Source organism: Stenotrophomonas sp. ESTM1D_MKCIP4_1 (assembly GCF_003086895.1).
Classification (GTDB): Bacteria; Pseudomonadota; Gammaproteobacteria; order Xanthomonadales; family Xanthomonadaceae; genus Stenotrophomonas.
On the sequence record NZ_CP026004.1, the window covers coordinates 2,130,306 to 2,149,120 of the forward strand.

17 protein-coding genes are annotated in these 18,815 nt (G+C 67.2%); 5 read left to right on the top strand and 12 right to left on the bottom strand.

What is annotated here, in order from left to right; translation table 11 throughout:
* The 10 genes from flgJ to C1924_RS09865 form a co-directional block, all read right to left on the bottom strand.
* Complete coding sequence (gene flgJ / locus C1924_RS09820; protein ID WP_108765123.1) at positions 1–1,221, bottom strand: flagellar assembly peptidoglycan hydrolase FlgJ; 1,221 nt, start codon at positions 1,219–1,221, stop codon at positions 1–3.
* 1 nt (position 1,222) lies between these two features.
* Positions 1,223–2,365, bottom strand: a complete 1,143-nt coding sequence (locus C1924_RS09825; protein WP_108765124.1) for a flagellar basal body P-ring protein FlgI — start codon at positions 2,363–2,365, stop codon at positions 1,223–1,225.
* A gap of 2 nt (positions 2,366–2,367) precedes the next feature.
* A complete protein-coding gene (gene flgH, locus C1924_RS09830; protein ID WP_108765125.1) occupies positions 2,368–3,060 on the bottom strand; it encodes a flagellar basal body L-ring protein FlgH in 693 nt (230 codons plus the stop codon).
* 22 nt (positions 3,061–3,082) lie between these two features.
* Entirely contained in the window at positions 3,083–3,868 is a 786-nt protein-coding gene (gene flgG / locus C1924_RS09835; protein WP_108765126.1) for a flagellar basal-body rod protein FlgG, read from the bottom strand.
* Positions 3,869–3,970: 102 nt separating this feature from the next.
* A complete protein-coding gene (locus C1924_RS09840) occupies positions 3,971–4,720 on the bottom strand; it encodes a flagellar basal body rod protein FlgF (protein WP_108765127.1) in 750 nt (249 codons plus the stop codon).
* Positions 4,721–4,752: 32 nt separating this feature from the next.
* Positions 4,753–5,976, bottom strand: a complete 1,224-nt coding sequence (gene flgE, locus C1924_RS09845) for a flagellar hook protein FlgE (protein ID WP_108765128.1) — start codon at positions 5,974–5,976, stop codon at positions 4,753–4,755.
* Positions 5,977–6,008: 32 nt separating this feature from the next.
* Entirely contained in the window at positions 6,009–6,689 is a 681-nt protein-coding gene (locus C1924_RS09850; protein WP_108765129.1) for a flagellar hook capping FlgD N-terminal domain-containing protein, read from the bottom strand.
* A 23-nt stretch (positions 6,690–6,712) separates the two neighbouring features.
* A complete protein-coding gene (gene flgC / locus C1924_RS09855) occupies positions 6,713–7,120 on the bottom strand; it encodes a flagellar basal body rod protein FlgC (RefSeq protein ID WP_079221843.1) in 408 nt (135 codons plus the stop codon).
* 3 nt (positions 7,121–7,123) lie between these two features.
* Positions 7,124–7,519, bottom strand: a complete 396-nt coding sequence (flgB, locus tag C1924_RS09860; protein ID WP_108765130.1) for a flagellar basal body rod protein FlgB — start codon at positions 7,517–7,519, stop codon at positions 7,124–7,126.
* A gap of 276 nt (positions 7,520–7,795) precedes the next feature.
* A complete protein-coding gene (locus C1924_RS09865; protein ID WP_108765131.1) occupies positions 7,796–8,740 on the bottom strand; it encodes a chemotaxis protein in 945 nt (314 codons plus the stop codon).
* Positions 8,741–8,971: 231 nt separating this feature from the next.
* On the opposite strand from C1924_RS09865, the gene flgA reads away from it, so the two are divergent.
* The 4 genes from flgA (at position 8,972) to C1924_RS09885 (ending at position 11,656) form a co-directional block, all read left to right on the top strand.
* A complete protein-coding gene (flgA, locus tag C1924_RS09870; protein WP_108765132.1) occupies positions 8,972–9,628 on the top strand; it encodes a flagellar basal body P-ring formation chaperone FlgA in 657 nt (218 codons plus the stop codon).
* A 75-nt stretch (positions 9,629–9,703) separates the two neighbouring features.
* A complete protein-coding gene (gene flgM / locus C1924_RS09875) occupies positions 9,704–10,009 on the top strand; it encodes a flagellar biosynthesis anti-sigma factor FlgM (protein WP_108765133.1) in 306 nt (101 codons plus the stop codon).
* Positions 10,006–10,344 carry a flagellar protein FlgN gene (locus C1924_RS09880; RefSeq protein WP_108765134.1) on the top strand — a complete coding sequence of 113 codons (339 nt, stop codon included), beginning with the start codon at positions 10,006–10,008 and terminating at the stop codon, positions 10,342–10,344. The genes flgM and C1924_RS09880 overlap by 4 nt, the downstream gene beginning before the upstream one ends.
* 94 nt (positions 10,345–10,438) lie before the next feature.
* The gene (locus tag C1924_RS09885; RefSeq protein ID WP_108765135.1) at positions 10,439–11,656 is read left to right on the top strand and encodes an ATP-binding protein; all 1,218 of its coding nucleotides are present in this window, start codon (positions 10,439–10,441) and stop codon (positions 11,654–11,656) included.
* Positions 11,657–11,828: 172 nt separating this feature from the next.
* Here C1924_RS09885 and C1924_RS09890 read toward each other — a convergent pair whose 3' ends face one another.
* Positions 11,829–13,604, bottom strand: a complete 1,776-nt coding sequence (locus tag C1924_RS09890) for an EAL domain-containing protein (protein WP_108765136.1) — start codon at positions 13,602–13,604, stop codon at positions 11,829–11,831.
* Positions 13,605–13,607: 3 nt separating this feature from the next.
* Entirely contained in the window at positions 13,608–15,710 is a 2,103-nt protein-coding gene (locus tag C1924_RS09895; protein WP_108765137.1) for a PAS domain-containing sensor histidine kinase, read from the bottom strand.
* A 132-nt stretch (positions 15,711–15,842) separates the two neighbouring features.
* Between C1924_RS09895 and C1924_RS09900 the strand changes: the two genes are divergently transcribed.
* Positions 15,843–18,581 (top strand): GGDEF domain-containing phosphodiesterase, encoded by a 2,739-nt coding sequence (locus C1924_RS09900; RefSeq protein WP_108765138.1) that lies wholly within the window; start codon positions 15,843–15,845, stop codon positions 18,579–18,581.
* Positions 18,582–18,815 lie beyond the last annotated feature (234 nt).

Sequence of the window (18,815 nt, forward strand, 5' to 3'; positions counted from 1 at the left end):
TCAACGACGGGTGATACCCAGCGCCGCAGTCGCGGTGCTGGCGAAGGTCTGGCCGAGGCGCGTGCCGGCGTCGGCCACGGCGGCCACGGCGCGCTCGATGGTCGGGCCACCGGCGATCGCGGCGATCTTGGCCGCGTAGCGCGGGTCGGTGGCATAGCCGGCGCGCTGCAGGCCGCGGGCAAAACCCTGGACATCGGTGCCGGCCTGCAAGGCCTGCTGGTAACGCGGGCTGGTCTTCAGCAGGCGCACGTAGTCGGCAAAGCTCTCGGCCGGGGTGCTGTAGGCGCGGAAGCTGGCCGTTTCGTTGCGGCGCACGCCATCGACATACTCATGGGTGCCGGCCACGGCGCTCTGGCCCTTCCAGCCGGTGGCCTTGATGCCGAACAGGTTGTGCGAGGTGCTGCCATCGGCGTGCTTGATCTGGCGCTTGCCCCAGCCGGTTTCGAGCGCGGCCTGGGCCACCAGGGCGCGGGCGTCCACACCCAGCTCCTTGGCTGCACTCTGCGCGTGCTGCCAGATGCTTGCGACAAAACCTTCGGGCGTATTGGCGCCCAGCTGGGCCACGGCAGTGCGGGTGGCCAGGGCATCGGCCGGGTTGGCCATGCTGCCGCGGTTGCTCGCGGTGGCCGCCCACTGGTCGTTGCTGGTGGCCCAGTCGCTGCCGTCGCTGCCATCAATGCTGCTGGCATACGGGTCGTGCGTACCCAGCGAGCGGTGCATGCTGCTGCTGTCGCGGCCGGCAATCAGGTCCAGCGCCTGTTCCATGGGGGCCAGCGCGGGGCTGATGGCGGCCTGCGCGCCATCCTGTGCGCCCGCCGCCATCTGCTGCAGCATGCGCACGGCCTGGCTTGCATCATCCAGCGAAAGCGACGGCGCCGCGGCGGCAGGGGCATTGAGCTGGTACGCGCGGCTGGCCTTGGCCGGATCCACGCGGGTGTCCAGCGCCGGGCCCTCGGCCTGCTGGCCAGACAGCTGGCGGCTGATCATGGACGACAGGCCCAGGCCCTTGCCGCGGGTCATCGCCTCGGCAATCTTCTGGTCGTACATCTCCCGGAACATCTTGTTTTCACCGGGGAACAGCGAATCACCGAAGCTGGCGTCACGCATGCTCTTCACCAGCATCTGCGCGAACTGGCCTTCCAGCTGCCGCGCGACCTTGTCGATCTTGGCCGGGTCGGTCTGCTGTACGGGATTCAACTCGAAGGCGGGCGTGATGCGCATGTCAGATCACCTCGAGTTCGGCGCTCAGCGCGCCGGCCTGCTTCAGTGCTTCCAGGATTGCGATCAGGTCGCCCGGAGCGGCGCCCACGGCGTTCACGGCGTGCACGATTTCATCCAGCGAGGTGCCACCGTTGAACTTGAACATGCGGCTGCCATCGTTGGTGGCGGTCACAGTCGACTGCGGGGTGACCACGGTCTGCCCGCCTGCAAAGGCGTTGGGCTGGCTGACGTTGGCGTTTTCCTGGATGGTGACCGTCAGCGAGCCGTGCGAAATGGCAGCCGGGCCCACGCGCACCTGCTGGCCGATGACCACGGTGCCGGTACGGGAGTTGACCACCACTTTGGCCGGTGCGCTGCCCGGGGTCAGTTCCAGGTTTTCGATGCGGGCCAGCAGGCCGATGCGTGCACCCGGATCGGTCGGGGCGGTGACGGCCACGGTCACGCCATCGACGGCACGTGCAGCGCCTTCGCCGAAGGCGTTGTTGAGCGCGGCAACCATGCGCGAGACGGTCGTGAAGTCGTTGTTGTGCAGGTTCAGGGTGATGTCGCCGCCGTTGGCCAGCGGATCGGGCAGGGCGCGCTCGACCGTGGCGCCATTGGGAATGCGGCCCACGCTGGGCACGTTCACGGAAACGCGCGAACCATCCTTGCCCTGTGCGCCGAAGCCGCCGACGATCAGGTTGCCCTGGGCGATGGCATAGATCTGCCCGTCGGCGCCACGCAGCGGGGCCATCAGCAGCGAACCGCCGCGCAGCGACACCGCGTTGCCGATGGAGGACACGGTGATGTCGATCGGCTGGCCCGGCTTGGCGAACGGCGGCAGTTCGGCGTGGATGGCCACGGCGGCCACGTTCTTCAGCTGCGGATTGACGTTGGCCGGCACGTTCACGCCCAGCTCGCCCAGCAGGTTCTTCAGGCTCTGCACGGTGAAGGGCGCCTGGCTGGTGCGGTCACCGCTGCCATCCAGGCCCACCACCAGGCCGTAGCCCACCAGTGCATTGCCACGCACGCCGCCCACCTGGGCCAGGTCCTTAATGCGCTCTGCGCTGGCCGGTGCTACCACCGCCATCACCAGGAAAATGGACCCGTAGAGCGACGCCGCGCGTCGCTGCCACACTGAAGAGAAGAAAGAATTCATGGCCATGCTCAGAACGGCGCCAGCGCGGAATTGAAGAAGCGGCTCAGCCAGCCCATTGCATTGGACTGCGCAACCGGGCCACGGCCGCCGTAGACGATGCGGGCTTCGGCCACGCGGCTGGACGGAATGCTGTTGTCCGGTGCGATGTCGCCCGGGCGCACGATGCCCTGCACCTGCACCAGTTCATCGCCCTGGTTCAGGCGCAGGTTCTTCTGCCCCTGCACCACCAGGTTGCCGTTGGGCAGGCGCTGCACCACGGTGACCGTCACGCTGCCCTGCAGGCGGTTGCTCTGCGCGCTGTTGCCCTTGCCGGTGAAATCACGCTTGCCGCTGGCGGTCGCGCTGAGGATGTCCTTGCCGCCCAGGGTGACCGGTGCACCGAAGATCGACGGCGTGCCGATGCTCAGGTCCGACTCCTTGGCGGTGGCGGTGTTCGCGCTGGTGGTGGCGGTGGTGTTTTCCAGCAGAGTGATGGTCAGCAGGTCGCCGACGTCGCGGGCACGACGGTCCGAATACAGCTGCAGGGTCGGGCCGGCGGCGTAGATCGCACCGGCGGTCGGCGCGGCCTGCGGCGGCATGATCGGCTGGATCGGTGCCATCGCCGGGTACGGGCGCACGTCGCCGGCGATCACGCAGCCGCCAAGCAGGGCGGCCACGGCGCAGGGCAGGGCGATGCGGGCAATTGTGGAGAGGGGCGACATGGCGGTATCCCGTTGGCGACGGTCAGACGTTCTGGTTCAGGTAACCGAGCATCGAGTCGGTGGTTGAAATGGCCTTGGCGTTCATTTCGTATGCGCGCTGCGTTTCGATCATCGACACCAGCTCTTCCACCACGTTGACGTTGCTGCCTTCCAGCGCGCCCTGGACCACGGTGCCCAGGCCGTTGAGGCCGGGATTGCCGTTCTGGGCCGGGCCGGAGGCGGTGGTTTCCAGGAACAGGTTCTCGCCGCGGGCCTGCAGGCCTGCCGGGTTGACGAAGTCGGTCAGCGTCAGCGCTCCCACTTCAACGGAGGCCGCGTCATCGGCCATCTTCACGCTGATGGTGCCGTCGCTGCCGATGGTCACCGACTGCGCGCCTTCGGGAATCTGGATGCCCGGCTGCACCGGGTAGCCGCTGTTGGTCACCAGCTCGCTGTCCTGGTTGATCTTGAACGAGCCATCACGGGTGTACGCCGAGCTGCCGTCGGGCATCTGCACTTCAAAGAAGCCGCGGCCGTTGACCATCACGTCCAGTGCGCGCCCGGTCTGCTGCTGGCTGCCCTGTTCAAAGTTCTTGGCGGTTGCGACCACGCGCACGCCGGTACCGATCTGCAGGCCGGTCGGCAGCTGGGTCTGTGCCGAAGAAGAGCCGCCGGGCTGGCGCACCTGCTGGTACAGCAGATCCTCGAAACTGGCGCGATCCTGCTTGAAGCCGGTGGTGTTGGTGTTGGCGAGGTTGTTGGAAACCACCGACATGCGCATCTGCTGCGCGTCCAGTCCGGTTTTCGCAATCCACAGTGCCTGGTTCATCTTCGGAGTCCTGTCTGCTGAAGCCGGCCGCGTGGTGCGGCCCTTGAATGAGGTAGTGCAAGCGGCGTGCCAGCAACGGCGCGTGCCGGTGCCGGAATTCCGTCAGCTGCCCAGGCGCAACAGGCTGTTGGCGCTGCGCGCGTTCTCGTCGCCGTGCTTGATCACCTGCACCTGCATTTCGTACTGGCGCTGCAGCTGGATCATCTGCACCAGCGCGCCGGCTGCATCCACGTTGCTGCCTTCCAGCTGGCCGCTGTGCACGGTCGGGCCCTGCGCCTGTGCGAACGGCTGCTGCGGATCGGTGTTGCGGAACAGGCCATCGAGACGACGCTCGAGGCGATCGTCAGCGGCCTGCACGATCTTGATGCGGCCGATCATCGCCATCGTCTGCGGGCCTTCACCCTGCGGGATGATCGAGATCGTGCCGTCGTTGCCCACTTCCATGGCCTGGTAGGGCGGGATGGCGATCGGGTTGTTGTTGTCATCCAGCACCGGCCGGCCGCTGGAGGTCACCAGCTGGCCGTTCGGGGTCACCGACAGTGCGGCGCCGCGGGTGTAGGCCTCGCTGCCGTCGGTGGCCTGCACGGCCAGCCAGGTGCCGGTCTGCAGCGACAGATCCAGCGGCTTGCCGGTGATGTGCTGCGCGCCGGCCACGCGGTTGAAACCGGCGTCGACGTGCAGCGCATCCACCCGCGAGGCAAAGCCCTGGCCGCGGATCGGGAAGGCTTCGGTGTTGGCCAGCGCTTCCTTGAAGCCGGGGGTGTCCGAGTTGGCGAGGTTGTGGCTGAGCGTTCCCTGCGCCTGCAGGGAGGCGCGGGCGCCGGTCATCGCAACGTAAAGGGCTTTATCCATGGCGGGTGTTCCGTGACAGGGTCAGCAGGTCATCAACGGATGTTGATGACGGTCTGGGTGATCTGGTCCTGCGTGGTGATCATCTGCGCGTTGGCCTGGAAGTTGCGCTGCGCGGTGATCATGTTCACCAGCTGCTCGGTCAGGTCGACGGTGGACGATTCCAGTGCGCCGGACTGGATCTTGCCGAGGTTGGAGCTGTCCGGCGGAGCGGTGCGCGGGGTGCCCGAATCGAAGGTTTCCACCCACAGGTTGTTGCCCTTCTGTTCCAGGCCCTGGGTGTTGTTGAAGCTGGTCAGGGCCACTTGGCCCAGTGCCTTGTCATCGCCGTTGGAGTAGCGCGCGTAGACCACGCCGCTCTCGGAGACGGTGATCTCGTTGAGCTTGCCGGCCGCATAGCCGTCCTGCTGGGTGTTGCGCAGCGCGAACTTCTCGCCGTACTGGGTCGAGCCGGACACATCCAGGCTCATGCTCAGCGTGCCGGCACCGGTGGTCGGGGTGAACGTGCCCAGGCTGATCTTGCCGTCGGCAGGCGTGGTCAGTGCGCCGGAATTGTTGAACGACAGCAGGGTCGGCTCACCGACGGCCTGGCCGTCAACGTAGTTGCGCACCTCCCACTCGTTCGCGTTGGCGGTCTTGACGAAGTAGGACACCTGGGTGTGGCTGACGCCCAGCGAGTCATAGACGGTGATGCCGCCGCTGGACTGGTTGTAGCTGTTGGAATCGGTCGGGTCGAAATCGGCGACCGTCGGTTCCTTGGCGTTGGCGGGCAGGGTGAAGCCCACCTTCACTTCGCTGGTCTGCTTGGGCGGGCTGTCGGTGGTCAGCAGCTGCAGGTCGACCAGGCGGCCAGCGTCGAAGCTGGTGCCATCGGCGTTCGGCGCGAACACCTGCAGGCGTGCACCCTGCGGGTTGACCACATAGCCGGCCGAATCGGTCTGGAAGTTGCCGGCGCGCGAATACACGCGGTCGCCGTTCATGTTCATGGTGAAGAAGCCCTCACCGGAAATGGCCATGTCCAGGCTGCGGCCGGTCTGCTCGTTGTTGCCCTGCAGGAACTGCTGGGCAACGTTGGACACGCGTGCACCGGAACCGACCTGGTTGCGGGCCAGGCCATAGCTGGTGGCCGCGAACAGATCGGCGAATTCGGCGCGCGACTCCTTGAAGCCGGTGGTGTTGACGTTGGCGACGTTGTTGGCGGTGACGCTCAGGTCGGTGTTGGCGGCGTTGATGCCGGACAGCGAGATGTTGAAGCCCATGGGATTGCTCCTGGTAGATGCGGGTGTGCGGCTCAGCTGACGCGGAGCACGTAGTCGATCGGGGCCGTGCCCAGGCCCTTGAGGTTCAGGTAGAGGCCGTCCGAACCCACGGTCACGCTTTCGACCGGGGCCTGCACGTAGGTGGACAGCGTGGTCTGCGTACCGGCGGTGTCGGTGTGGGTGGCGGAAATGGTGTAATCGCCGGCCGCCACGCGGTTGCCGTTGGCGTCCTTGCCATCCCACTCGAAGGCGGTTTCGCCGGCAGCGCTGGCCTCCACGCTCAGCTGGGTCACGGTGGCGCCGTTGGCGTCCTTCACCGTCACGTTGACGATGCCGGCGGCCGGCGCAGCCACCACGCCACTGCTGCCGCCTTCTTCGCCCAGCACCATCTTGGTGGACGGCACCAGCACTTCGTGGCCGACCAGCGCGGCACCGCGCAGCACCTGGTCGCTGGCCATCGATTGCTGGAAGCCCTGCACGGTGGTGTTCAGATCGGTGATGCCCTGCACCGTGGACATCTGCGCCATCTGCGCGACCATCTGCGTGTTGTCCATCGGCTTCAGCGGGTCCTGGTGCTGCAGCTGTTCGGTCATCAGGCGCAGGAAATCGGCCTGGTCCAGGGTGCTCTTGCGCGTGCTTGCGTTGCTGTTGGGGGCGGTCAGGCCAAGCGCGGCGTAGACGTCCTGGCTGGTCTGGGTAGTGACGGTGGTCATCGTGTAGTCCTCGCGGGCGCGCCTCAGCGGCCCATGGTCAGAGTGGCCAGGGCCAGTTCCTTGGCAGTGGTCAACATCTCCACGCCAGCCTGGTAATTGCGCGAGGTCGAGATCAGGTTGACCATCTGCGCCACCGGATCGACATCGGGCTGGTAGATGTAGCCGTCGGCGTCGGCCAGCGGATGGCCGGGCTCGTAACGCTTGATCGGTGCGGCATCGCTCTGGGTGATTTCCTTGACCTTCACCGACGTGATGTTCGGATCGGTCTTGCTGGTCACCGCCTGGAAGATCGGCTCCAGCGGCTTGTAGACCGCATCGGCCGAGCCGGCGATGCTGTCGGCGTTGGAAAGGTTGGAGGCGATGGTGCTCATGCGCACCGACTGCGCCTGCAGCGCGGAACCGGCAATATCGAAGATCGGCAGGTTGCTCATGGCTTATTGCCCCGTGATCGCGGTGAGCATGGAACGCACCTTGCTCTCGACGAAGCTGAGCGAGGCGCGGTATTCCAGCGCGGCGCGGCCATAGGCGGCGCGCTCGGCATCGGGGTCGACGGTGTTGCCGTCCAGGCTGGGCTGCACACCCTCGCGGGCCACCTGGAACGGGTTCAGGCCACTACTGATTTCGTAGTGCTGCTCGTTGGTGGTGGTCATCAGGCCGTTGGCATCGAGCCCCTGGGCGTTGCGCAGGGCGGCATCGAAATCCAGGTCCTGGGCCTTGTAGCCGGGAGTGTCGGCATTGCCGAGGTTGCTGGCGATCAGCTTCATCCGCTGTTCGCGCAACGGCATGGCCTGGGCATGCACGCCCAGGTAGTCGGTAATCAGGTTGCGCACGGTGCACTCCCACGGGAACGATGCCCAGGAAGCTGCAAGGGGTGTGCCAAATCAGCGGAGGGTAGTGCCGGCCGCTGGCCGGCTGCGGGGTCAGATCCCCGAAGGGGCTCTGACCCCAGTGCTGCCAATTCCTGGCGGTAGTGCCGGCCGCTGGCCGGATACGGGGTCAGATCCCCGAAGGGGCTCTGACCCCAACAGGGTCGGCGCCGCAGATCGGGGTCGGAGCCCCTGGCGGGGATCCGACCCCAGCGGTGCCAAATCCCGGATCATGCGGCCTCAGGCCGCCATTGCCACCTTGCGCAGGCGGTCCAGCACGAAGTCCGCCAGTTCGTGCGGCGAGTACTTGGCCACGAAGGCGTTGGCGCCCACGCGCTCCACCATCGCATTGTTGAATACGCCCGACAGGGAGGTGTGCAGCAGCACATACAGCCCGGCCAGGCCGGGGTGGCGCCGGATTTCCGTCGTGAGCGTATAGCCGTCCATGGCCGGCATCTCGATGTCCGAGATCACCATGGCGTAGCGGTCGGCCGGGTTTTCCCCGGACGCGTGGATCTGCAGCAGGTGGTCCAGCGCCTGCTTGCCATCGGACAGCAGGGTGGCGCCCACGCCCAACTGGTCCAGCACGCTGCGGATCTGCTGCCGGGCCACGCGCGAATCGTCCACCACCAGCACCTGCAGCTGCGGCGCGTCGGCGGGCATGGCCATGGCCGGGTCCAGCACGGCTTCGCCACGGATCTGCGCGATGTCCGCCAGCACGCTTTCCACGTCGATTACCTGGATCAGCTCGCCCTGGAAGCGGGTCACCGCGGTCAGGTAGCTCGATTCGGCGCCTAGTTCCGGCGGCGGGTGGATATCCTCCACCGCGATGTTGACGATGCGCTCGACCCCGCTGACCAGGAAGCCCTGGATCGAACGGTTGAATTCGGTGACCACCAGATAGCCGGGGGCGGAGTCCGCGTCAGGCTCCCGCTCCGGGTGGCCGATGGCCAGGCCCAGATCGAGCACCGGCACCGAGCGGCCGCGCACGTCGGCCACGCCGGCGAACTGGCCGGGCAGGCCGGGTACCTGGAACAGCTCCGGGCGGCGCAGGACTTCCTGCACCTTGAAGACGTTGACGCCAAAAAGCTGACGTCCGCCGAGACGGAACAGCAGCAGCGCCAGGCGATTGTGGCCGGCCAGTCGGGTCCGCTGGTCGATCCGGTTGAGCAGGTCATGGGACATGGCTGCTGTATCGGCGTGGGGGCGGCTGAACTTGAGGCGTATTTGTATGGGTAGGGTCGACCGTTCTGGCCGGTGCAGTCGACCAACGGTCGACTCTACCCAGGGTCTGACCAGTCGACCAACGGTCGGCTCTACCCAGGGTTAGCCCAGTCGACCAACGGTCGACTCTACCGAGGAGGTCTGGCACGCAGCTTGCACGCACCCGCCAGGTCATACCGAACAGGAGGCGCCATGCGCCGGATCACATATCTCGTGGGCTTTGCGCTGGCGCTTGCGTCGCCCTGGGCCGCTGCGGTCGATTGGCAGCCGGTTGCCAGCATCCGCGCGGCGGCACTGTCCACCCTGCCTGCCGGCAGCGAGGGGGAGGCCGTGGTGGCCGATGCCCTGCGCCTGCCGCGCTGCGGAGCGGCCCTGCAGGTACAGCCCACCGCCAACACCACCGTGGAAGTCAGCTGCCCGGATGCCGGTGGCTGGCGCCTGTTCGTGCCGGTGAAGGTGCGCCACAACCAGGCCGTGCTGGTGCTCACCCGTGGCATTGCCACTGGAGAAACCCTGGCGGCGGCCGATATCAGCACTGCCCAGCGTGATGCGGCGCGTATCGCCGGTGCCGTGCTGTCCGATCCCGCCGCTGCTGTGGGGCGCATTGCCCGCCGGCCGCTGCAGGCGGGCAGCCTGCTGTCCGCCAACGACTTGGTGACCGAGCGTCTCATCAAGCGAGGAGACAATGTGGCCCTGGTGTCGCGGCGCGGTTCGGTCGAGGTGCGTATCGCGGGTCGCGCGATGGGAGATGCGGGCGAGAACGACCGTGTTTCCGTGGAAAACCTGTCCTCCCGCCGCATCGTGCAGGGGACGGTGGACGCCCATGGTGACGTAATCGTGGCGCGTTGAAAAAGTAAGCGATATCCCTAAAGATCACGGCCCAGCGGCCGTTATCCCTTGTGAACGGCAACTCCAGGACACCCCATGAGCCAGAAAATCGACGGCAATCTGCAGGTCCCCCAGGCACTGCGCAGCGTGACGACCCCGGTCGCCAAGCCTGGCGTCAGTGGCGATGCGCCCGCGCGGCCGGTCGAGGCTGCTGACAGCCTGCGCCTGACCGGCGAGGCCACCAATCTGCAGGCGCTGCAGCGTGAGCTGAGCACCGCCCCGGCCATCGACGCCCAGCGTGTCGCCGCCGTGCGCGAATCGCTGCAGAACGGCAGCTACAAGATCGACCCGGACGCGATCGCATCGCGCATGCTTGAACTGGACCAGCAGCTGCAGGGATGACCGCGGCGATGAGTGAACATCTTCAGCGGCTTGCCCAGGCCCTCGATGTCGAGCACCAGGCCCTGGTCGAACATGATGTGCACGCGCTGATCCGCGCGACCGGCGCCAAGCTGGAGGCGTTGCGTGCCCTGGATTCGACGCCGCCGGTAGGCGAGGGCGAGCAGCTGCAGGAGCTGGCCGAACGCAACCGCGCCAATGGCGTGCTGCTGTCGCGCCGCCGCCGCGAGGTGGACTGGGCGCTGCGCCAGCTCGGCCGTACCGAGGCGTCGTCCTCGTACGATGCCAAGGGACAGGCGCATACGGTCAACGCACGACGGCCGCTCGCCGTCGCCTGAGCGGCCCCATCCGCCCCCGGCAGCTGCCGGTGGGCTGCTGCGCTGGCGCAGCAACGCGTATATTGGGCGCCTGTTCGCAAGCCCCCGAGTCGCCGTGTCTGTCGCCAACGCCCTGGTTACCGCCCCCCTTCCGCCGCAGCCGGTACTGCAGGCTCTGCTTGAGCGCGTGCGCGAAGGGCTGCTGCTGTTTACCGAAGACGGTCAGGTGGCCCTGGCCAATCCGGCCGCGCAGAATCTGCTGGGCTGCGTGGAGGCCAGCGCGCCCGCGCCGCAGCGGCTGCGTGAGCTGCTGCCCCCGGACGCGCTGGAACAGGCACGCCTGCATGGCCAGTGGAATGGCAGCCTGCCTGTAGGCGAGGGCGTGGTCATTGCCCACCTGTACCACCACGGGCAACCCGGCAGCGGCCACTACCTGGCCCTGTTCCGCCCCATCGAAGGCCAGGAAGACTACGAACGCGAGCTGCAGCAGCGCCACGCCGAACTGCGCCAGGCCTATCTGCGCCTGAACGGCACCCAGGAGAAGCTGCTGCAATCGGAAAAGATGGCGTCCATCGGCCAGCTCGCGGCCGGCGTGGCGCACGAGATCAACAACCCGATCGGCTACGTGCATTCCAACCTGGGCAGCCTGCAGGAATACCTGCGCAGCCTGTTCACGGTCATCGAGGCCTACGAGCGGGCGTTGCGTGCCCCCGATCCGAAGGCGCTGATCCCGGAAATCGACGACATCCGCGACCGCCTGGACATTGATTTCATCAGCCGCGACCTGCCGCAGCTGATGGCCGAATCGCGTGAAGGCATCGAGCGGGTGACCCGCATCGTGCGCGATCTGAAGGACTTCTCGTATTCCGGCCGTGATGAGTCGTGGAAGCTGGTGGACCTGCATTCCGGCCTGGAATCGACCATCAACATCATCTGGAACGAGCTCAAGTACAAGGTCACCCTGCACCGTGAGTTCGGCCAGCTGCCGCTGGTGGAGTGCCTGCCTTCGGAGTTGAACCAGGTCTACATGAACCTGCTGCTCAACGCCGGCCACGCCATCGCCGAGCGCGGCACCATCACGGTGCGCACCGGCGTGGACGGCGAAACCGTGTGGGTGGAATTCGAGGACACCGGCGGCGGCATTTCGCCGGAGCTGCGCCAGCGCATTTTCGATCCGTTCTTCACCACCAAGCCGGTCGGCAGTGGTACCGGTCTGGGCCTGTCGATTTCCTACAGCATCATCAACAAGCACCACGGCCGCATCGACCTGGAAAGCACCCCGGGTGTCGGCTCACGCTTCCGCGTGGTGTTGCCGGTGAAGCAGCCGCGCTGAGCGCGGCGACGCGCTTGATCGGACGCGCTTGATTGGTAGAGTCGACTGTCAGTCGACTGCTGTACGCGCGATAGTCGACTGACAGTCGACTGCTGTACGCGCGATAGTCGACTGACAGTCGACTCTACCGCTGCAGCTGCCGGCCAGCGGCCGGCTCTACCGGGCAGGGCCATCACCGCAACGGCGTACGATCCTCGCCTGCATCCCCGGCTTCCACTGCCGTCGGCCCGGCGTTGCTGCGCCGCTGTTCCTCATACGTGCGGAACGCCTGGTGGATGTGCTTGCGCAGCTCATCATCGTTCCAGGGCTTGGTCAGGAACCGGTAGATCGCGCCGCGGTTGATCGCATCGGTCACCGTGTTCAGATCGGTATAGCCGGACAGCACCAGGCGGATCGTGTCCGGGTACAGCATCTTCACCCGGCCCAGGAACTCGGTGCCGCTCATGTCGCTCATGCGCTGGTCGGACAGGATCACCTGCACGTCGTTGATCGCCAGCAGGTCGAACGCATCGCGCACATTGCCGGCCGCCAGGATGCGGTAGCCATCGCGGCGGAACAGGCGTACCAGCGACCGCAGCACGTTCTCCTCATCGTCCAGCAGCAGCAGGGTGCGGTCCGGGCGCGTTTCGGCGAAGGCCTCCGGGCGCAGGTAGCGGCGGCGCAGGGTCATGCCCGCCGCATCGGCCGACATCGGCTCGCCGAACAGATAGCCCTGGAACACATCGCAGTCGTTGCGGCGCAGGAACCCCAGCTGTGCCTGCGATTCGACACCATTGGCAATGACCGTCATGCCCAGCTGATGGCCCATGGCAATGATGGCGCGGGCGATGGCGGCCTCGCGGTTGCCGGCCGGCGCGCTCTTGATGAAGCTGCGGTCGATCTTCAGCTTGTCCACCGGATAGCGCACCAGTGCACTCAGGCTGGAATCACCGGTGCCGAAGTTGTCCAGGCTCAGGCTGATGCCTTCGTTGCGCAGGTTGGCCAGGGTTTCGTGCACGAAGTTGACGTTGTTGGTCAGCGCGCTTTCGTTGATCTCCAGGGTCAGCATGTGCGCAGGCACACCGGCAGCCTGCATCAGCGACATCACCTCGGCGAAGAAGTTCGGGCGCAGCAGCTGCAGCGTCGACACGTTCACCGCGATGGTGAAGTCATCAAAGCCCTGGTCGCGCCACAGCCGGGCCTGCTTCAGCGCGCCCTCCAGCACCCAGGTACCGATCTGCACGATGATGCCCAGCCGCTCGGCCGTGCGCATGAAGCGCTCCGGCACCAGCATGCCCAGCGTCGGCGACTGCCAGCGCAGCAGCGCTTCCATGCCCACCACGTGGCCGTCGCGGGCACTGACCAGCGGCTGGTAGCGCAGCTTCAGTTCGCCATTGGGAATCGCGTCGACGATCTGCCGCGCGATGATGCTTTCGCTGTGCGCGCTGGGCGGCGTATCCACGGCGTGGATGCGCACCGCATTGCCACCTTCGCGGGCGGCCTGGTACAGCGCATCCTCGGCATGGTCGAGCAGGCGCGAGGCGCTGCTGGCATGTTCCGGGCACAGGCTCACACCCAGTTTGCCGGTCATGAACAGCGTGTACGGCAGCACCGACAGTGGCAGCTCCATCTGCTGGCGGATCTCTTCGGCGAAATCCTCCGGCAGCGGCAGTTCGGCGGTGCGCGGCACCGCGAGCAGGAATTCATCGCTGCCGTGGCGCCACAGCTTGCCGCGACCGCGCAGGTAGGACTGCAGCCGCTGGGCAACCAGCACCAGGGCCTGGTCGCCGACCTCGGCGCTCATGTTTTCGTTGACCGATGCGAAGTGGTCGATATCCACGTGCATCAGCATCAGCGGCGTGCCGCCCGAGGCGGCTTCGGTAACCATGGCCTGCAGCTCGGGGTTTCCGGCGCCCAGTCGGTCAGGGGCGTCATCGATGCTGACAAGCGGCATGTTGGGGTTCCACATGGCTCAGTATTCCGGGGAATCAGTGGCGGCCACGCTGGCCGCCTGGTAAGGAAGATGGACATCGACGAGGGTGCCGGCGCCGTGCGCCGACTCGATGCGGACATGCCCACCCACGCTCTGCGCGCGCTCGCGCATCACGATCAGGCCCAGCCCGCGCGGGCCGTCCGGATCAAAGCCCTCGCCGTCATCGCGGATCAGCAGGTGCAGGCCGCACTGGTCGACATCGCGCAGCTGCAGCTGCACCTGGCTGGCGCGCGCGTGGCGCAGCACATTGGTCAGGCTTTCCTGGGCGATGCGGAAGCAGGCCTGCTCGATGCTGTTGTCCGGGCGCGAGGGCAGGGTGTTGATCTCGGCCAGCAGCTCCACCGGCGAGGAACGGAACAGAACCCGCGCCTGCCAGCTCAGTGCCGCTTCCAGGCCCAGCGCATCCAGTTGTGGCGGGCGCAGCAGCGTGGAGATGTCGCGCAGCTTGGCTACCGTGGTATCGGCCAGGCTGACGATCTGCGCCAGATCTTCGCCGCGGCGCTGCGAGTCCTCTTCATCCTGCGCCGCATACGCGGACAGCTTGATGGCGGTGATGGCCTGGCCGATGTCATCGTGCAGGTCGCGCGAGATCGCGCGGCGTTCGTCCTCCTGCAGCGAGAACAGGCGGCCGGCCATGGCCTGCAGTTCGCGGTTGCTGGTTTCCAGTGCTGTGCGCGTGCGCTCGGATTCGCTCAGGTCTCGCACGATCAGCAACTTGCAGTCGCGGCCGCCGTAACGCACCTCGCCCACAGCCAGACCGGCGTGGAAGCGGCGGCCATCGGCACGCTGCATCACCACCACGCTGCTGTGGCCGGGGCTGTGCTGCGGCTGGCCGGCACGCAGCTGCAGGCGCACCCGGTCGTACTCGGCAGGGTCCACCAGCGCATCCAGCGGTTCGCCCAGCAGGGTATGGCTGCCATAACCGAACAGCGCTGCTGCCCAGGCGTTGGCGTACAGCACGTGCTCGTCGGACAGGATCACCACGCCGTCGGGCAGCACCCGCACCAGCTCCCGGAACTGTTCCTCGCGCTCGCGCAGCAGCCGCCGCGACTGCTCGCGTTCGGTCACATCCTGCAGGGTGCCCAGCACGCGTTCGCGGCCCGCCTCGTCCAGCCCGCTGGCCGCGCGCAGGTGCACCATCAGCGCGCGGCCATCCATCGACAGGACGGGCAGCAGCACGTCCACCTGCACCGAGGAACCACTGCACAGTTCGGCCAGCAACTGCTCGGTCTGCGCCGCGGTCGTCGGGTCGGCCGGCACCAGCAGCTCGTCGAAGCGGTGCCAGCGGCGCGCCTCGGGCGGGCGCCGGCCCAGCAGCCGGTAGACCTGGGTCGAGTACCGGCCCAGGCCGCTGGACGGGTCCAGTTCCCAGGCGCCGATGCGGGCCAGTTCGTGTGCCTCTTCCACGCGTGCCAGCGCCTGGTCGCGGCGCAGCTGGGCCAGATCCTCGGCCGTGCGGTCGATGGCGATCAGCAGGCGGGCATTGTGACCGTCGTAGTCGATGGCGTTGGAGCGCAGTTCCATCTGCCGGCGGCTGCCATCACGCAGCTGCAGCGGCGTGCGCAGGATGCAGATCTGGTCGGGCGCCTCACGGATGGCTTCCAGCTTGGCCTGCAGCACCTGCCGGTCGCTGGGCGGCCACAGCACGTCGATGCTCTGCTCCAGCAGCGCCTCGCGCTCCCAGCCGAAGGCCAGGCAGGCGGCCGGGTTTGCATCGAGGATGGCCAGGCTGTCCAGGTCGTAGACCAGGATCGGCCCGGGGTTGCCCTCGAACAGCTGGCGCAGGCGCAGCTCCGAGCCCTGCAGGCGCGCGTGTGTACGCAGCACGTGCTCGGCCAGCGGGCGCAGCAGCAGGTAAAGAAGCCCTGCGCTGGCAAAGGCGAAGAAGCAGTCCTTCACGGTCTGCCAGAACGCCAGCTGCTGCGGGTCCGGCACCAGGGCCGCCATGGCGCCGTCGGTGGCGATCATCCACGCCAGCGCCAGCATCAGGTAACTCAGCACGACCCGACGGCGGTCACGACCCAGCGCCTTCGCCATCTGCGGGTCGGGGGCGGGGACGGTGCCGGTGGGTTCTGCGGGCATGGACAGGGCGCGAAGGGGGGGACGCCAGCCATATTAACGCGCAGGTGCGCCGAGGCACTCAATTATCCGCCGGCCGCGCCGTTAACCACTGCGTACCCCGCTGTCGGGTGCGCCAATCCGGAGCAACATCGCGTGGACCAAGGGATCATCGCCAGCCTGCTGCAGCACCCGCTTGCCTCGGCGCTGGTCATCGTCGACCGTGGCGGCCGTCCGCTTGCAGCCAATCCGGCGGCGCGCGAACACGCCCTGCCGGCGACGGTGGCGGCCTATGCGCCGATGCTTGAGGACCTGCGGCTGCTGGCAGCCGACGGAGGCATCGTGGCCTGCACGCTGCCGGGCGGCCCGCGCGGCCACTTCGATGGCTACCTGCGCGCGGTTCACGACGGCAGTGGCAACCTGCTGGCCTTTACCCTCAGCGTGCCCGAGCCGGTACCGGTGGATACGGGCGGGCGCTGGGAGCTGGCGCTGGAAAGTGCCGGCCACAGCCTCTGGGACTGGGACATTCCCAGCAACCGGGTGCTGCGCACGCCGGCGCTGGTGGACGAGACGGCCAACGTCATCCTCTCCCGGGTGCATCCCGATGATCTGGCCGACGTGCGTGCCGCACTGGACGAACACCTGCGTGGACAGAGCGAACAGTACAGCGCGCAGTTCCGCTTCCGCCAGGAAGATGGCCAGTGGCGCTGGGTGCTGGATCGTGGCCGTGTGGTCGCCCGCACTGCCGATGGCCAGCCGCTGCGGATGGTCGGCACCCATACCGATATCGAACAGCAGAAGCAGCTGGAAGCACTGCTGCAGGAACAGCAGCTGCACCTGAGCGAGGCACAGCGCATCGCCAGCATGGGCAGCTGGTCGTTCGACCCTACCAACCATCGGTTCTGGTGGTCGCCGGAGCTACGCTCCCTGCTGGCCCTTGCGCCGGGCGAAGTGCCCGGGCAGCGGCGCTGGCTCAAGCAGCTGCATCCGCGTTCGCGCGGCGCGCTGCGCGCGGCATGGCGCCGGCTCTGGCGTGATGGCCGTGCGGCCAACCTTGAGCTGGAGCTGACCCGCGGCAGCGAGCCGTCGCAGCACCTGCGGCTGTGGATGCAGCCACTGCTGGACATGGACGGCCATCCCAAGCGCCTGCTCGGCCAGGTGCAGAACATCACCGAACAGCACCAGACCGATGCGCTCATCCGCTGGCGGACCGAACTGCTCAACCGTGTTTCCGCCCTGGGCCGCATCGGCGGCTGCGAGATCGAAGTCAGCACCCGGCACATGCAGTGGACCGAGGAGTGCTACCGCATCCACGGCCTGCGCAAGGAGCCGATCACCCTGGACCAGGCGCTGGCGCTGTACACCGAGGATTCGCGCGCGCACTTTGAAGCCGCACTGCTGCGTATTGCCGGTGGTGGCCTGCCCGAACAGCTGGATCTGTGCTTCTACCGCCAGTCCGGCCTGCGCGTGTGGGTGCAGGTGTTGATTGAACTGGATCGCCGCGACGGCCTGCCGCCGCGCTTCGTGGTCCTGTTCCGTGACATCACCCGCGAGCGCGAAGCCAACGAGCGCATCGAGCTGCTGGCCCACTACGACCTGTTGACCGGCCTGCCCAACCGCGTACTGCTGGGCGAGCAGACCGCCGAGGCCATCGAGGAGGCCCGTGACCGCGGCACCTCGCTGGCGATGCTGTTCATCGATCTCGATGGCTTCAAGAACATCAACGACAGCTTCGGCCACGCCACCGGCGATGCGCTGCTGAAGGCCGCAGCCACCCGCCTGCACCAGAACCTGCGCAACAACGATCTGTTCGGCCGCTTCAGCGGCGACGAGTTCATCGTGGTGCTGCGCGACCTGGCCGAGCCAGAAGACGCCGGCCACGTGGCGCGCAAGCTGATCGGCTCCCTGGCCGAGCCGCTGCGCCGTGGTGATACCACGCTGAAGGTCGGCGCCAGCGTGGGCATCGCCATGCTGGGCGACAGCCAGACTGATTTCGACTCCCTGCTGCGTGCCGCCGACGCGGCGATGTACGCAGCCAAGGAAGCCGGCCGCAACACCTATCAGTACTACAGCCAGGACGCCCTGGCGCGCATCCAGCGCCGGCTGGAGATCGAGCACGGCCTGCACGGCGCCATCGAGCGTGAGGAATTCAGCCTGGCCTACCAGCCGTTGCTGCACGCCCACCACGGTGAGCCGCCGGCCATTGAAGCACTGCTGCGCTGGCATCGCCCCGGCGTGGGCTACTGCAGCCCGGCCGAGTTCATTCCCATTGCCGAGAAGTGCGGCGAGATCGTCCGCATCGGCGACTGGGTGCTGTCCGAAGCCTGCCGCCAGGCGGCAGCGTGGGATCGTGCCGGCCTGCGTTTCGAACGCATCGCGGTGAACGTCTCGGCCGTGCAGCTGCGTGACCGCGGGTTCGCCGAGCGCGTGATCGAGATCTGCCACGCCCATGGCTGGCCGCCGCAGCGGCTGGAGCTGGAACTGACCGAATCGGCGCTCATCCGTGACACCGACATCCTGCGCCACTGTTTCGACGTGCTGGAACGGCACGGCGTGCCGCTGGCGGTGGACGACTTTGGTACCGGGTTCTCCAACCTGCATTACCTCAACCGGTTCCCGGTGGGGCGGCTGAAGATCGACCGCAGTTTCGTGCAGGGCATGCTGCATGACACGGGTACGGCGGAAGTCACCCAGGCCATCGTCCATCTGGGCCATGCGCTGGGCATGAAGGTCGTGGCCGAAGGCGTGGAGACGCACCAGGAAGAAGACCTGCTGCGTCGCCAGGGCTGTGATGAGATCCAGGGCTACCTGTACTCACGCCCGCTGAGCCCGCGCGACCTGGCGCTGTGGCTGCGCCAGCAGCACGCCCCCCCGGCCATCGCCCTGGCCCGGTAAGCCCGGTAGGTGCCGACCGTTGGTCGGCACTGATGCCCGCACCCGCAATCATCCACGCATGGCGTGGATCTACCGCGGTGGGTTCATGAACCGCGACGGAATTCCTGCCGCACTCGTGCGCACACGGCGTCAATTGGGCCATCGGTTTTCCACGAGCGGGACCTGAGCATAATGCCGCGCAACAGCTCTGCCCAGGCAGATCCACGCCATGCGTGGATGAACCCGGGCATAAAC